This is a genomic window from Micromonospora sp. DT15, from assembly GCF_049841475.1.
Classification (GTDB): domain Bacteria; phylum Actinomycetota; class Actinomycetes; order Mycobacteriales; family Micromonosporaceae; genus Micromonospora.
In genome coordinates this window covers 106,029-119,683 of record NZ_JBNCKJ010000016.1, presented here as the reverse complement: position 1 = coordinate 119,683, position 13,655 = coordinate 106,029, and the positions used below count along the sequence as shown (strand labels likewise).

The following is a 13,655-nucleotide window of genomic DNA, read 5'->3' as shown; positions in this document are numbered from 1 at the left end:
CGGACCGGCTGTCGCTTCCGTCCAAGACAGCGCCACGTCAGCGATCTAGCGTGTACCCGGCAGCTCGCTTCCAAGCCTGAGGAGACAACACAATGCGCGACCTGGTCTACACCGGTTTCATGTCGCTCGACGGCGTCGTCGACTCGCCCGGCGGCGGGCCGGGTGAGGAGCACCGCAGCGGCGGTTGGGTGTTCAAGGACCTCGAGTTCGTCCCGGAGGCCTGGTCGCTGAAGGGCGAGGAGCTCGCCGACACGACGGCGTTGATGTTCGGCCGCCGCAGCTACGAGGCGTTCGCGCGGGTCTGGCCCGGTTCGGAGGACCACGCCGACTACAAGGAGCTGCCCAAGTACGTGGTGTCGAGCACGCTGTCCGACGACGCGCTCGTCGACGGGTGGGGGCCGACCACGATCCTGCGCTCGACCGGGGACATCGCCGCGCTCAAGCAGGGTGAGGGCGGAGCGATCTTCATCCACGGCAGCGCGGAGCTGGCCCGGCGGCTGTCCGATGAGGGGCTGATCGACCGGTACAACCTGCTCGTCTTCCCCGTGCTGCTCGGTGCCGGCAAGGGCCTGTTCGGCCGGGCAGACCGCGACAAGCACATGCTGACGCTGCGGGAGTCGGAGAGCTACCCGAACGGGATCCTCAAGGTGATCTACGACGTCAAGCGCTGATCGAGGTCGAGGGCGATGGCCCCGCCAGTGCCCTCGCGTAGCTGCCGAACGGTGCGTCCGAGGTAGCGGCGCAGTGCCCTGGCCAGGTGCGGCTCGTCGAAGTAGTCGAGCTTGGCGACCACGTCGGCGGCCGCGTCTCCGCCAGCCAGCAGCTCCGCCGACGCGCGGGCCCGCTCGATCTGCCGAACCGCGCCGCGCGTGAGCCCGGTCGCGGCGCGGAACCGGCGTTCGACGGTACGCGCCGAGACGACCGGACCGTGGCCCCGCAGCAGCTCGGCGACGAGCGGGTCACGGACCACGGTCCCGGCCCGGACGAGGCTGTCGACCAAGGCTTCGGCGTCGTCGGGGCCGGGCGTCTCCCAGCGAGCGCCGTCCAGCCGGAACGTCCGGCGCGTGGTGTCGGGGAGCTCGATGCCGCCGTCGACCAGCGTCGGCGTGGGCACGGCCCGCAACGAGGTGCCCACGGCGAACTCGATGCCGGTGAAGGTCGCGCCGTGCGGCACCGGCGCCGTGCCGGTGCGGGTCTCGGGACCGGTGATGCTCGCGTACGCCCGGCCAGCCTGCTCCCAGAACACCAGGCCCCAGCGCACCCCCGCCACGGACGTCATCGCGGTGACCTGCTCGCTCGTGCAGGTCCACACGGTGTCGACCCATGGCGAGTCGGACCCGCGCGTCTCGAAGCGCAGTCCCACTGGCGAAGGATACGCCGGATGGTCCTAGCCGGAGCCGAGCGCGGCGGCGACGGCGGCGACGCCGGCCTCGATCTCGGTGGGAGTACGGGCCGCGTAGCCGAGCACGAGGCCGGGTCGGTACGGCCGCTGGCAGTGCCAGGACAGCGGTTGCACCTTCACCCCGAGTGCCAGCGTCGCCGCCGCCAACTCGGTGTCGACGACGGTGTCGTCCAGCGTGATCATCAGGTGCAGCCCGGCGGCGGCGCCGTGCACTGTCGCCGACGGCAACGCGCGGGCCAGCGCGGCGATCATGGCGTCCCGTCGGCGGATGTGTCGCCGGCGCAGCAGCCGCAGGTGCCGCTCGAAGGCGCCGGAGGTCATCAACTCCGCCAGTACCAGTTGCGGTAGCACGGCGTTGCCCAGGTCGGCGTTGCGCTTGGCGGCCACCACTGCCTCGCGCAGCCGCGCCGGCACGAGCAGCCAGCCGACCCGCAGGGCGGGGGCGAGCAGTTTGGACACGCTGCCGGCGTAGCAGACCTGCTCGGGCAGCAGGCCCCGCAGCGCCGGCACCGGAGGGCGGTCGTAGCGGTGCTCGGCGTCGTAGTCGTCCTCGATGATCAATCCGCCGGCCCGCGCCCAGGCGACGAGTTGGCGGCGGCGGTCACCGTCGAGCACCACGCCGGTCGGGAACTGGTGTGCGGGGGTGAGCATCACGGCCGGTACGCGGCTGGCGCTCAACTCGTCGACCCGCAGCCCGGCGTCGTCGACGCTGATCGGCGGGGTGTCCATCCGCCAGTTGTTCAGGTGCTGGCGTACCCCGAGCGACCCCGGGTCCTCGACGGCGATCCTGGCGACGCCGGCAGCCTGGAGTGCCTGGGCGAGCAGCCCGAGCGCCTGGGAGACGCCGGCCACGATGATCACCTCGGCGGGGTCGACGCTGATGCCGCGGTTGCGGGCCAGCCAGGCGGCGACGGCCTGTCGCAGCACGGGCGTGCCACAGGGGTCTCCGTAGCCGAGGTCGGCGGCGGCGAGTCGGCGCAGCACGCTCCGTTCGGCGCGCAGCCAGTCCGCGCGGGGAAAGGCGGCCAGATCGGGTACGCCGGGCGTCAGGTCGATTGACGCGTGCGCCGCGCGTAACGCCTCGAAGATGTCGGTGCCCGGTGCCGGCGGGAAGGTCGTGACCGGTGCCGGCGCGGCGGCCGGTGTGGGTGTGGGCGCGGCCGGCGCGGCGACGACGACAGTGCCGGCCCGGCCCCGGCCGGCGATGTGCCCCTCCTCGGTCAGGCGCTGGTACGCCTCGGTGACCACGCCCCGGGAGACACCGAGGTCGGCGGCGAGCACCCGGGTCGGAGGCAGCCGGTCACCGACCGGCACCCGCCCCTCGGCGATGGCCTGCCGCAGCCGGTCGGTCAGCCAGTCGGCGCGCCCGCCCGGCGTCGCGTCGGTGATGGTCAGGTGCAGGAAGTCGGAGCCGGCCGATATGGACCTCTCGGACGCAGTCGGTTTGGCTCTGCCCATCGGACCATTGTGGCAGCAGAGTGAGGAGGAGCCAGACCTGCCGACTCCGCCGGAGGACGATCGTGACCATCCCGTTCCTGATCACCACGCTGATCGTGGTGGTCACCCCCGGCACCGGGGTGATCTTCACGCTCTCCGCCGGCCTGTCGCGGGGCGCGCGGGCCGGAGTGCTGGCCGCGTTCGCCTGCACGCTGGGAACGTTGCCGCACCTGCTGGCCGCGATGACCGGGCTGGCCGCGCTGATGCAGACCAGCGCCGTGGCGTTCGAGACCGTCCGCTACCTCGGCGTCGGCTACCTGCTCTACCTGGCCTGGTCCATGGCGCGCGACCGCGACGCCTTCGCGGTGACCACCGACGCCGCACCCCGCTCGGCGATCCGGGTGATCGTCTCCGGCGTGCTGGTCAACCTGCTCAACCCGAAGCCGACGATGTTCTTCGTCGCGTTCCTGCCGCAGTTCGTGGACACCACGGCACCCGGCTCGACCCGGGCGATGCTCGGCTGCGGCGCGGTGTTCATGCTGCTCACCATGGTGGTGTTCAGCGGCTACGGCATCTTCGCGGCCCGGGTACGCGACCGGGTGCTGACCCGCCCCCGGGTCACCGACTGGCTGCGTCGATCCGCCGCCGGCACCTTCGTCGCGCTCGGCGTGACCCTCGCCCTCACCGAACGATAGGAGCACAGTGCAGTTCGAACATTCTCCTCGGCTTCGCGACGCGTACCCCGATCTGGTCGCCGGTGTGGTGCAGGTCGTCGGGATCACCGCCACCGCCGACGTGGCGGCACGCACGGCCGCCCATCTCGGCGAAGCGCGGCGGCGGTTGGCCGGTGGGGCCGAGAGCGGGTTCCCGGAGATCCAGGCGTGGCGGCGGGCGTACGCGGCGATGGGGCTGCGGCCCACCAAGTACCGGTGCGCCTCCGAGGCGCTGCTGCGTCGGCTGCGCCTCGACGGCGAACTGCCCCGGGTGCACCCGCTCGTCGATCTCTGCAACGCCGTCTCGGCCGCGTACGCCATCCCGGTCGCGGCGCTCGACCTGGACCGGGTCGACGGCGACCTGGTCGTCCGGCCGGCACACGGGGACGAGGCGTACCTGAGCTTCGCGGGCGACACCGAGCATCCCGAACCGGGCGAGGTGACCTTCGTCGACTCCGCCGGGCGGGCCCACGCCCGACGGTGGACCAACCGGCAGAGCGGCTGGTCGGCCGTGCGGGCGGGCACCTCGTCGGTGCTGATCGTCGCCGAGGCGCTGCACCCGGGCGGCGAGCCGGCCGTGACCCGGCTGGTCGCCGACCTCGTGACAGAGCTGACCGAGGTGTGGTCCGCCCCGACGACCGCCGCGGTGCTCACCGCCGCCGGGCCGCGTTTCCGCACCGCGACGGCGGATGACGACCGGGGTCAGGCGGTGTCGCCGGGCAGCAGGTGACGGTAGCCGGGGATCGTCTCGGCGAACCAACCCGCGACACTGGCCATACCGCGGTCGTTGAGCTGCGCGTCGTGGATCGGGTACGCCGCCGCCGCGCCCACGGCGCCGGCGAAGCGGATCGCCTCGTCCAGGCGCAGCCAGGACCCCTGGGCCGGGACGAGCAGGGTGCGCACCGGCTCGTCCGGCACGTGCAGGGCGTCGCCGGGGTGGTAGAGCCCGTCGCCGATCAGATACCCGAGGTTGGGGCAGTCCGGTTGGCCCCCGTAAATGGTGGCGTGCCGGCCGCCGTGGGCGCTGACCTCGATGCCGGCCGCGGTGAAGCGTTGCCCGGCACGGACCCGGGTCACCGGTAGCGGCGCGACATCCGGCAGCTGAGCACCCTCCGGGGCGTACACGGGGACGCCCCGGAGGGCCAGGCGCGCCACGTCCACGTGGTCGGTGTGTTCGTGGGTGACCAGCACCGCGTCCGCGCCGACCAGAGCGTGCGGCTCACTCCACGTCCCCGGGTCGACGACAAGCACCCCGCCGTCGTGCTCGACGCGTACACACGAGTGGGTGAACCGGGTGATCCGCATCAGCCGACCGTACGCCGCCGCGCTGGCGATCGACCTGAGTGGCACCGGCGGGCCGTCAGCGCATCCGTGCGGCCGACGCCCTGAGGATGTAGGCGAACTGCACACCGAACGCCACCACCGCGACCAGCACCCCGACCAGGACCGTCAAAACGGCCCCGGCACCGACGGTCGAGGCCACCAGGGCGATGCCGAGCCCGCTCAGGACGGCGTTGACCGCGCCCACGAGTGCGGCCGTGGTCAGCAGGAACTCCCACCGTCCGGGACGCGTGCCGACCATGTTCCAGGCCGTGCTCATGGCGTCGTCGGCCCCCACCGCGTCGGCGAAGAAGTCGTGCTCGCCGGCGAGCTGATGGTGGTAATAGGCCCGGATGCGCTGGATCCGCAGCAGGTCCAACGAGTTCTCCACGGTGGTCTCCACCAGACGCAGAAACGTCAGCACCCCGATGATGACAAGCGTCGGCAGCACCGCGGCCAGGTACGGCCGGACCAGCCGGTCGTTGCTGGCGACGAAGCCGAGGCCGATCAGCGCCGCCGACAGGACGGACAGGAAGATGGTGGCGCGACCGGTGGCCTCGGCGATGGTGCCGGCGCGGGACGTCTGCAACGCGTAGTGCTCGGTGGTCAGGACGGTGAGAAGCGCCTGCTCGCGTTCACTCTCGTCCATCCCGCCACCCTCCGTGGTCGCACGACTCCGTTACCGTCAGCCTATGAGCGGTGGATCGGGTCCGAGCGGCGAAATGCTCGGGTGGGCTGGTGGGGGCGGGCGGCAACGACGGGCCTTCGTCGTCGGTGGGGCACTCTTCGCGATCGCCGTCGTCATGCTGCTGGCCGCCTGGCGCAGCACCGGCTTCCTCAGCGACCTGCTGCTCAACCTCGGGGCCAGCGTGGTCCTCGCGGCCATCTCGTACGTCATCTTCGACCCGTTGTTCGAGGAGGCCCGCAAGGCGCGGGTGCAGGAGCACCTCAGCTTCGACCAGCAGGCGTTCGTGACACGGCTGCACCGCTCCGGGCGTCGGGTGCGCATCCTCGACACCTGGACGATCCTGTTGGAGCAACGGCACCGGGAGGAAACGTTGAGCGCGGTGCGAGCGGCGCTCGCCAACGGCGCCCAGGTGCAGTTGCTTCTGCTCGACCCCGACTGCACCGCCGCCCAGCAACGCTCCGAGGAGCTGGAACGGCAACGGGTGGACGTGCCCCGGCAGATCCGCACCAACCTGCGCCACCTGGCCTCGTTCGCCGACGCGCTCGACTCGCGGCTGCGCCACCGCCTACAGGTCCGGCTCTACGACGCGTCTCCGTCGATCCAGCTCTACCAGTGGGACGGGCGGGCGCTGATCTCGTTCTTCCCGATCGGGAAGTTGTCGTTCAACGTGCCGCAGCTCGAGGTGGACATGGACAGCCCGTGGGGCGGGTTCGTGCACGCCCGGTTCGAGGAGCTGTGGGAGCACGAGCAGGCCACCCTCGACCTGGAGCGGTACTGGTCGGTCATGGTCACGCTGCGCCACGACGAGTCGGACGTGGTCGAGGTACGCGTGCCGTTCGTGACGGTGGACGGGCAGCATTACGTCGACTGCCGGGGGTTCCGGGTGACCGGGCCGCTGACGGTGCGAGCCGTGCTGCCGCCCCGCGCGCCCGGGGCGACGCCCGGCGTGTTCGCCCTGGCCGAGCCCGCCGACGGGGACCGCACCCCGGTCGCCGTCGTGAAACGGCACTTCGACCAGAAGTACGGGCACGACGACGGCGAGCGGGACGTCCGCCGGCTCGTGCCGCCACCGGGCGATGCCCGTACCCCGGCGCCCCGCACCGCGCCGGCCGGCGACACACACGCACGGTGACCCCCGACCGACCTCGGGGTTCGGCACAGGAAACAATGGTGGTCCACCCTGATCGCCAGGAGGACCGTCGGCGTGCCGCACCGCACCGCACCGCCGTCCGGGGCGGCGCAGCTGCGCGCCGACTGCGGACGCTGCTTCGGGCTGTGCTGCGTGGTGCCCGCCTTCGCCGCGTCGGCGGACTTCGCCATCGACAAGCCGGCCGGCTCGCCCTGCCCCAACCTGCGCCCCGACCACCGCTGCGGCATCCACACCGAGCTGCGGCAGCGTGGTTTTCCCGGTTGCACGGTGTTCGACTGCTTCGGGGCCGGGCAGCAGGTCGCCCAGGTGACCTTCGGCGGGCGGGACTGGCGGGACGCGCCGGAGACGTTGCCGGCGATGGCGGAGGCGTTCGCGGTGCTGCGACCGCTGCACGAACTGCTCTGGTACCTCACCGAGGCGGTGGCGCTGCGCCCGCCGGCCGATCTGCGCGCCGAGCTGAAACGCGCCCGCGCCGAGACGCTGACGCTCACCGAGGGTGACCCGGCGCAACTTCGCGCGGTGAACGTCGCCGACCAACGAAGCCGGGTCAACCCGCTGTTGTCCCGGGCCAGCGACGTGGCCCGCGCCCCCGGCGGCGCCGACCGGCGGGGCGCGCACCTGCTCGGGGTGGACCTGCGCCGCGTCGACCTCCGCCGGGCCAACCTGCGCGGGGCGCTGCTCATCGGCGCCGACCTGCGCGGAGCGGACCTCGGTCTGGCCGACGTCACCGGTGCGGACCTGCGCGGGGCCGACCTGCGGGGCGCGGACCTGCGGCGCACGCTCTTCCTGCACCAGACCCAGCTGGACGCCGCCCGAGGTGACACCCACACGGGCCTGCCACCGACGCTCACCCGGCCGGCGCACTGGACGTCCCTGCCGCTCACCCCGGTCCGTCAGCCCGCCCGGTCTCCCGCACCTGCCCGTCGGGGCCGGCGTCGCTGACCGCGAGGTTTCGGCCGGTACGACGCCGGGTAGCCAGCGCCGACGCGAACCGGCATCGACGGGGGGCACGGCGTGGGCTTTCGAAAGCGCGACGGCGAGCTGCCGGGCGACCCGCAGCACAGTGAGGACGAAGCCGGCCAGGTGCCACTGGTGCAGGTCGAGGCGGACACCGAGGTCCCCGCACCGGCGGACACCGACGTCCGGCCGGACATCGTGACCGAGCCCGACAACTCGGGCCTCGTCGGTGGTTCATCCGGCAGCAGCGGCGGCGGTTCCAGCATGCCGGGGCACCCCGACGCAGCCCGCTGACCCGGGATCAGCGGCTGGTCAGCGCGCCCCGGGCCTCGGTCATGCCCTTGTTGGCCAGCCCGTCGGCCCGCTCGTTCTCCGGGTGGCCGTTGTGCCCCTTGACCCACAGCCAGGTGACCTCGTGCCGTTCGCAGGCCGCCTCCAGCCGCTGCCACAGGTCGGCGTTCTTCACCGGCTGCTTCGCGGCGGTCCGCCAACCGTTGCGCTTCCACGACGCCAGCCAACCGGTGATGCCGTTGCGCACGTACGTGCTGTCGGTGTGCAGCTCCACGGTGACCGGCCGGTTCAGGCTCTCCAACGCCTGGATGGCCGCCATCAGCTCCATCCGGTTGTTGGTGGTGGGCGTGGCCTCACCGCCGCACAGCTCCCGCTCGTGATCGCCGTAGCGCAGCAGCGCACCCCAACCACCCGGACCGGGGTTGCCACTGCACGCCCCGTCGGTCCAGATCTGCACGCCCCTGCCGGCCGCCGCGTCCACCATGCCCGGCAACCTACCGGGAGCGGACGTCGTCCTCCCCGCTCGGGGGGCCGGCGCGCCGAGCCGTCGGCGTCGGACCCACCACCGCGGGTGGGATGGCCGGCGCCGGGCGGGCGGGGCGCAGCCGGTCGCGGACCCGGTCCGCGGCGTCGCCGGCGGTCGCGGCGATCATCGGCAAGAGCCGGGTCGAATTCATGATGGCGACCTCCTCGGCCGGAGTGGTGCCGCCGTCGAGGAAGCGCAGCACCCGCTCGGCCGGGTTGCGGTCGAAGAGCCGATCGAAGAAGTCAGGACCGCCCACCCCGCCCCGGTCCAGCGCGCGCAGCGCCACCGCGTCCATCCAGCGGTGCCGGCGCGGGTACGCCGGCTCGGGCACCGGCGCGCCGCCCGCGGCGAGGGCGCGGACCACCTGGTCGGCCTGGCGGTACATGGCGGAGAAGGTGAAGCCGGTGGAGGGGCGGGTCGCTCCACCGGCCGTGCCGAGCCGGACCACGCGGGGGGTGGGTCGGGCGGGGAACGGCGCGTCGGTCATCGGGATCACCCCGTTCTCCACCTCGCGCACCCGCAGCCCGGTCGGGTCCAGTCCGAGCAGATCCCGGTAGCCCGCCAGCGCCGCGTCGTACCCGGCGTCGGTGAGCAGGTCCGGCGAGAACTCGGTGTACTCGACCAGGGCGTAGCGGTCGCTCACCGGCAGCACATACCCGAAGGAGACGCCCCGGGGCGGCTGCGGCGTACGGAAGTCCATCAGCACCGCACGGGTCGGGTCGAACACCGGCCGGTCAGCCTCCAGCCACCACCCCCGGAAGTGCTGCAACCAGGTGGTTCGCCCCGCTCGTGCCGGCGGGCGAGGGCGGGAGTCGAGGACCCAGCCGGCCCGTACGCCGCGCCCGTCGCCGGTGCCCACCAGCACCCGGTTGCCGTCGTCATGCACTGTCTCGGCGGGCGCGACGATCCGAATGGCGTCGAGGCGACGCTCGGCGTCGGCAGCCCGGTCGTAGACCGGGCCGGAGCGGAGCATGGCGTACCGCAGCGGGGTGAGGTCCAGGACGCGGCGTCGCGCCGCCGTCGCCACCTCGACCTGCTGCCAGCTCGCGCTGAGCAACGGGTCCAGGTCGCCGTCGGGGTGACCCCAGAACGCCCAGGTGCGGTCCTGACCGCGTCGGCGCACCGGGTCGACGATGGCGACCCGCAGATCCCGGACGCCGTGGCGGTCCAGTGCGGCGAGCAGCAACGAGGCGGCGCCGCCGCCACCGAGCAGCGCGAGGTCGACGTCGAGCGGCGCGGAGTCGGTCACCCGCACCACGCTGCCACACCGACGCGCGCCACCACCCGATGGGCCGCCACGGCACTCAGGCCACCGGCGCGGGCGACTCGACCGGGGGCGGGTCGGCATAGGCGCGCGCGACCGCGGCGCGGTTGAACACCCGCCAGGTGGCGGCGGAGACGCCGATCGCCACCACCAACCCGACCCAGTACGGCGCTGTGATGCCGAATCGGCTGGCCAGCAGCCCGCCCAGCAGTGCGCCCACGCAGTTGCCACCCGCCGCCACGAAGAGGTTCGTGCTGGCCACCCGACCCTGAAGGTTCGCCGGGGTGAGGCGTTGGCGCAGGGAGTTCGACACGATGTTCCACAGCCCGCCGTGCACGCCGAAGGCGAACAGCGCGAACCCGACCACGATGGTGCTGCGGGACGCGGCCAACGCCAGGTGCAGCCCCGCCTCGACGAGCAGGCCGATCCGGATCGTCCAGGTGGCGCTGATCCGGGCGATGATCCGGTCGCCGAGGAGGGCGCCGAGCACCCCGCCGGTGGCCATGCAGGTGAAGAGCAGTCCGTAGCCGACGGATCCGAGGCCCAGCCGCTCGCCGGCGAGCAACACCAGCACCGCGAGCGCGGCGGTGAGGGTCACGTTGAGCAGACCGATCAGCAGGGCCATCGTGCGCAGCAGCCGCTGGTTGGCCAGCCAGCGCAGACCTTCGACGATCTCGCCGCCCATCGAGCGGGTACGGCGTGCGTGCGTGTCGCCGACGGCGGCCCGGAAGTCCCCGCCGATGAGCGCCACCAGTACGGCGCTGAGGGCGTACGTGACGGCGTTGACCAGGAACGGGCTGCCCGCCGAGATCGCGAACAGGAAGCCGCCGAGCGGGCCGGCGAGCATGCTGTGCATGAGAGTGGCGCCGCCGCTGAGCCATCCGTTGGCGCGCTCCAGGCGGTGCCGCGGCACCACTACCGGAACCATGGCCTGGCTCGCCGCGCGGAACACGATCTCACCGGTGTTGACCAGGAACAGCACCGCGAACAGCAGCACCACCCCGCCCTTGCCGCTGAGGATGGCCGTGGCCAGAACGGCGAGCGCGACCACCCGGACCAGGTCGATGACGATCATCAGGCGGCGCCGGTCCATCCGGTCCACCAGCACCCCGCCGGGCAGGGCGAAGAGCAGCCACGGCAGCCACGCCACGGCGGACGCTCCGGCGACCACGAGCGGGTCGTCGGTGCGCGACGCGACGAAGAGCGGCGCTGCGACGGTGGCCAGGCCGCTGCCCAGGGCCGAGAGGGTGCTCGCCGCCCAGAGTTTGGCGAACACCGGTCCCAGGCCAGCTCCCACATTCCGTGTCACGGCGAGCGAACCTACCAGCGTCTCTCCGGGCGGCACGGGGATTTATCCCTCCGGCAGAAGCCCGCCCGCGGCCAGGTTGACAGGCAACCCGGTAGTTGCCTAACTTGACAGGCAACCGAATGGTTGCCTGTTGTGGGGAGGGTCGATGGACGACGCGTTCCGGGCGCTGGCCGACCCCAGCAGGCGTCGACTGCTGGACCGGCTCAACGAGCGCAACGGCCAGACCCTGCGGGAGCTGTGCGACGGGCTGGCCGGCACCCGACAGGCCGTCAGCAAGCACCTGTCGGTGCTGGAGGCGGCCAATCTCGTCACGACCATGCGGCGCGGCCGGGAGAAGCTGCACTACCTCAACGCCGCCCCGATCAACGCCATCGCCGACCGGTGGCTCAGCCGCTACGACCGCGAACGCGCCGCCACGCTGGCCGACCTGACCACCGCATTGGAGCGACAAGCCATGGAGAGCCCGACCTTCGTCTACACCACCTACGTGACCACCACCGCCCAGCGACTGTGGTCCGCGCTCACCGAACCGGCGTTCACCCGTCGCTACTGGGGTGGAGTCGCGCTGGTCTCGGACTGGCAGGTCGGGTCACCCGTGCTGTGGCAGGACGCACCGGACGGCGAGCCGCGCGACCTCGGCCAGCGGGTGCTCGTCGCCGAGCCGTACCGTCGTCTCTCCTACACCTGGCACGGCTTCCAGGCCGAGCACGCCGAGCACTTCGGCTGGTCCGCCGAGGAACTGACCGCCCGGCTCGGTGAGCGCCGGTCGAAGGTGACCTTCGAGATCGAGCCGCACAGCGGTTCGACCGTCCGGCTGACCGTCATCCACGACGACTTCTCCCCCGACAGCGAGATGCACCGGGCGATCAGTGGCCAACTCGACGGCAGCGGCGGCTGGCCGGAGCTGCTGGCCAGCCTCAAGACCCTGCTGGAGACCGGCGAGCCGATGCCCGACCCGAGCCCGGCCGGCTGACCCGAGGGCGCACCGTCCGGCGGTGCAATTCCGCCGTCTCCGGCAATACCTCGCCATCGGCCCAGCGACGACAGCCCGACCGGATGGACATCGATCGGAGCACCGGTGCCGGTCGGGCCGTCCGGGCCTTTCGGCAGCTCACCCCGCCTTCGGGTGGACACGTGACGGCAACGAGGATTTCTCATTTTCACCTGATCGAGGACCCAACCCACCTAGTGTTGGGCACACCGGTGCTAGTCACGGAGTTGGCCACCCGAACGACGTCCCACGCAGTCAGCGGACGAAAAGTGAGGGAAGACGCGTATGAAGGTCTCAACAGCACTCTGCTCGGCGGCGCTCGGCGTGGGCCTCGGCACGCTCCTGCTGCCAGGCGCCGCACTGGCCGACACCACTGTGTCACCGGCCACCACCCCGGTCGGTGGGACCGTCGTGCTCACCGCGACGACCTGCAACCCGAAGTCGGGTGACGCCCTCTTCCGGGTCACCGGCCCCAACCGCGACCAGAACGTCCGATCCACCACGGCCGCCGCCGGCGGCGGGCTGAGCGCCGAACTCTTCACCGCCGGATTCACCCTGGGCACGTACACGGTGGCGGCGACCTGCGGCGACGGCAGCTCGGCCGGTACCGCCACCTTCGCCGTCACCCCGATCGGCGGCGCGCCGGCCGGCTCCGGCGGCGACAACCGTGACACCGGCGCTCTCGCCGCCGGCGGCACGCTGCTCGGCACCGCCCTCGCCGGCGCGGTGATCCTGATCCGCCGGCGCCGTCCGGTGTCCACTGTCGCCTGATCGGCGACCGTTCCATCCCTGAGACGGGTGCCCGCGCCGGTGACACCGGCGCGGGCACCCCGACAATCCGGTACGGAGGTGCACACGTGTGGTGGCGGCGGACCCTACCGGCAGTGGTGGCCCTGCTCGGCGTGACGGGGCTCGGGCTGATCACCGTCGGCCTCACCGCCGACCCGGCGCGGCCACCACGACCGTCGGCCGACGCGCCGACCCGCACCCACCCCGCACCGGACCTGGCTCCGTTGCCACCCGCCGCGCCGGTCCGGGTGCAGATCCCCGCCATCGACGTACGCGCCGACGTCGTCCCCGTCGGCGCCGACGCCGCCGGGGTGCTGGAGGTGCCGCCACTGGATCGGCCCACCCTCGCCGGCTGGTACCGGCACGGGGTCAGCCCCGGTGAGACCGGCAACGCCGTCCTGGTGGGACACGTCGACGCACCGTCCGGCCCGGCGGTCTTCTTCGATCTCGGTCGGCTCCGCGCCGGGCAGCAGGTACAGGTCACCCGCGCCGACGCACGGGTCGTCACGTTCACAGTGGACGACGTCCGGGCGTACCCGAAGGAGCACTTCCCCACCGCCCTGGTCTATGGCCCGGCGGACGCCGCCGGGCTGCGCCTGATCACCTGCGGCGGCCGGTTCGACGCGGCGACCGGCAACTACGTCGACAACGTCGTCGTCTTCGCCACCCGCACCGCCTGAACCGGGCCACCCGCACCGCCGGAATTGGCGCTACCCGCACCGCCGGAACCGGACCGCCTGCCCGAGCCGCCCACGCCGCCTCCCCGCTGTCGGGAGCCGGACCCTCGTCGGCAGAATGCGGTGGCACCATCCCCTGAT

The 13,655-nt window shown here is 72.7% G+C and carries 16 protein-coding genes; 9 read left to right on the top strand and 7 right to left on the bottom strand.

All coding sequences use genetic code 11. The features are described from left to right. Positions 1 to 92: 92 nt before the first annotated feature. Positions 93 to 671, top strand: a complete 579-nt coding sequence (locus ACLQ3F_RS29350; protein WP_355009065.1) for a dihydrofolate reductase family protein — start codon at positions 93 to 95, stop codon at positions 669 to 671. Here the strand turns inward: ACLQ3F_RS29350 and ACLQ3F_RS29345 are convergent. Together ACLQ3F_RS29345 and ACLQ3F_RS29340 are read right to left on the bottom strand one after the other, a co-directional pair. Next, positions 653 to 1,363, bottom strand: a complete 711-nt coding sequence (locus tag ACLQ3F_RS29345) for a helix-turn-helix domain-containing protein (RefSeq protein ID WP_425852764.1) — start codon at positions 1,361 to 1,363, stop codon at positions 653 to 655. The genes ACLQ3F_RS29350 and ACLQ3F_RS29345 overlap by 19 nt on opposite strands. A 24-nt stretch (positions 1,364 to 1,387) precedes the next feature. Beyond that, complete coding sequence (locus ACLQ3F_RS29340) at positions 1,388 to 2,860, bottom strand: PLP-dependent aminotransferase family protein (protein WP_425852762.1); 1,473 nt, start codon at positions 2,858 to 2,860, stop codon at positions 1,388 to 1,390. 62 nt (positions 2,861 to 2,922) lie between these two features. Here ACLQ3F_RS29340 and ACLQ3F_RS29335 point away from each other — a divergent pair, with 62 nt between their 5' ends. Beyond that, the gene (locus ACLQ3F_RS29335) at positions 2,923 to 3,534 is read left to right on the top strand and encodes a LysE family translocator (RefSeq protein WP_357224614.1); all 612 of its coding nucleotides are present in this window, start codon (positions 2,923 to 2,925) and stop codon (positions 3,532 to 3,534) included. A 7-nt stretch (positions 3,535 to 3,541) separates the two neighbouring features. Next, the gene (locus ACLQ3F_RS29330) at positions 3,542 to 4,282 is read left to right on the top strand and encodes a B3/B4 domain-containing protein (protein ID WP_425852760.1); all 741 of its coding nucleotides are present in this window, start codon (positions 3,542 to 3,544) and stop codon (positions 4,280 to 4,282) included. Here ACLQ3F_RS29330 and ACLQ3F_RS29325 read toward each other — a convergent pair. After that, positions 4,255 to 4,857 carry an MBL fold metallo-hydrolase gene (locus ACLQ3F_RS29325; RefSeq protein WP_425852757.1) on the bottom strand — a complete coding sequence of 201 codons (603 nt, stop codon included), beginning with the start codon at positions 4,855 to 4,857 and terminating at the stop codon, positions 4,255 to 4,257. The genes ACLQ3F_RS29330 and ACLQ3F_RS29325 overlap by 28 nt on opposite strands. Before the next feature lie 55 nt (positions 4,858 to 4,912). Continuing rightward, positions 4,913 to 5,521 (bottom strand): hypothetical protein, encoded by a 609-nt coding sequence (locus ACLQ3F_RS29320; protein WP_425852756.1) that lies wholly within the window; start codon positions 5,519 to 5,521, stop codon positions 4,913 to 4,915. Positions 5,522 to 5,564: 43 nt separating this feature from the next. Here ACLQ3F_RS29320 and ACLQ3F_RS29315 point away from each other — a divergent pair, with 43 nt between their 5' ends. From ACLQ3F_RS29315 to ACLQ3F_RS29305, 3 genes are all read left to right on the top strand, one after another. Then, the gene (locus tag ACLQ3F_RS29315; protein ID WP_425852754.1) at positions 5,565 to 6,692 is read left to right on the top strand and encodes a DUF5919 domain-containing protein; all 1,128 of its coding nucleotides are present in this window, start codon (positions 5,565 to 5,567) and stop codon (positions 6,690 to 6,692) included. A 72-nt stretch (positions 6,693 to 6,764) separates the two neighbouring features. Further along, entirely contained in the window at positions 6,765 to 7,652 is an 888-nt protein-coding gene (locus ACLQ3F_RS29310; protein WP_425852752.1) for a pentapeptide repeat-containing protein, read from the top strand. A 72-nt stretch (positions 7,653 to 7,724) separates the two neighbouring features. Beyond that, positions 7,725 to 7,961 (top strand): preprotein translocase YidC, encoded by a 237-nt coding sequence (locus ACLQ3F_RS29305; protein WP_425852751.1) that lies wholly within the window; start codon positions 7,725 to 7,727, stop codon positions 7,959 to 7,961. 7 nt (positions 7,962 to 7,968) lie between these two features. On the opposite strand, the gene rnhA is transcribed toward ACLQ3F_RS29305, so the two are convergent. The 3 genes from rnhA to ACLQ3F_RS29290 are packed head-to-tail and all read right to left on the bottom strand — an operon-like array spanning position 7,969 to position 11,057. Beyond that, a complete protein-coding gene (gene rnhA, locus ACLQ3F_RS29300; RefSeq protein WP_425852749.1) occupies positions 7,969 to 8,442 on the bottom strand; it encodes a ribonuclease HI in 474 nt (157 codons plus the stop codon). A 10-nt stretch (positions 8,443 to 8,452) separates the two neighbouring features. Next, on the bottom strand, positions 8,453 to 9,733 hold the full coding sequence (locus ACLQ3F_RS29295) for a lycopene cyclase family protein (protein ID WP_425852747.1): 1,281 nt from the start codon (positions 9,731 to 9,733) through the stop codon (positions 8,453 to 8,455). Positions 9,734 to 9,788: 55 nt separating this feature from the next. Then, positions 9,789 to 11,057 carry an MFS transporter gene (locus tag ACLQ3F_RS29290; protein ID WP_425852745.1) on the bottom strand — a complete coding sequence of 423 codons (1,269 nt, stop codon included), beginning with the start codon at positions 11,055 to 11,057 and terminating at the stop codon, positions 9,789 to 9,791. Between the two features lie 145 nt (positions 11,058 to 11,202). On the opposite strand from ACLQ3F_RS29290, the gene ACLQ3F_RS29285 reads away from it, so the two are divergent. The 3 genes from ACLQ3F_RS29285 (at position 11,203) to ACLQ3F_RS29275 (ending at position 13,517) form a co-directional block, all read left to right on the top strand. Continuing rightward, positions 11,203 to 12,030, top strand: coding sequence for an ArsR/SmtB family transcription factor (locus tag ACLQ3F_RS29285; protein ID WP_425852743.1), 828 nt, complete (start codon positions 11,203 to 11,205; stop codon positions 12,028 to 12,030). A gap of 303 nt (positions 12,031 to 12,333) precedes the next feature. Then, a complete protein-coding gene (locus ACLQ3F_RS29280; RefSeq protein ID WP_091406610.1) occupies positions 12,334 to 12,819 on the top strand; it encodes a hypothetical protein in 486 nt (161 codons plus the stop codon). Positions 12,820 to 12,905: 86 nt separating this feature from the next. Beyond that, a complete protein-coding gene (locus ACLQ3F_RS29275) occupies positions 12,906 to 13,517 on the top strand; it encodes a class F sortase (protein ID WP_425852741.1) in 612 nt (203 codons plus the stop codon). The last annotated feature ends 138 nt before the right edge of the window (positions 13,518 to 13,655 follow it).

What these genes read in the sequence shown, in the direction of transcription:
- ACLQ3F_RS29315 (WP_425852754.1), top strand. Translation starts at nt 5,565, where the DNA reads ATGAGCGGTGGATCGGGTCCGAGCGGCGAAATGCTCGGGTGGGCTGGT.
- ACLQ3F_RS29320 (WP_425852756.1), bottom strand. Translation starts at nt 5,521, where the DNA reads ATGGACGAGAGTGAACGCGAGCAGGCGCTTCTCACCGTCCTGACCACC.
- ACLQ3F_RS29285 (WP_425852743.1), top strand. Translation starts at nt 11,203, where the DNA reads ATGGACGACGCGTTCCGGGCGCTGGCCGACCCCAGCAGGCGTCGACTG.
- ACLQ3F_RS29280 (WP_091406610.1), top strand. Translation starts at nt 12,334, where the DNA reads ATGAAGGTCTCAACAGCACTCTGCTCGGCGGCGCTCGGCGTGGGCCTC.
- rnhA (WP_425852749.1), bottom strand. Translation starts at nt 8,442, where the DNA reads ATGGTGGACGCGGCGGCCGGCAGGGGCGTGCAGATCTGGACCGACGGG.
- ACLQ3F_RS29340 (WP_425852762.1), bottom strand. Translation starts at nt 2,860, where the DNA reads ATGGGCAGAGCCAAACCGACTGCGTCCGAGAGGTCCATATCGGCCGGC.
- ACLQ3F_RS29350 (WP_355009065.1), top strand. Translation starts at nt 93, where the DNA reads ATGCGCGACCTGGTCTACACCGGTTTCATGTCGCTCGACGGCGTCGTC.
- ACLQ3F_RS29325 (WP_425852757.1), bottom strand. Translation starts at nt 4,857, where the DNA reads ATGCGGATCACCCGGTTCACCCACTCGTGTGTACGCGTCGAGCACGAC.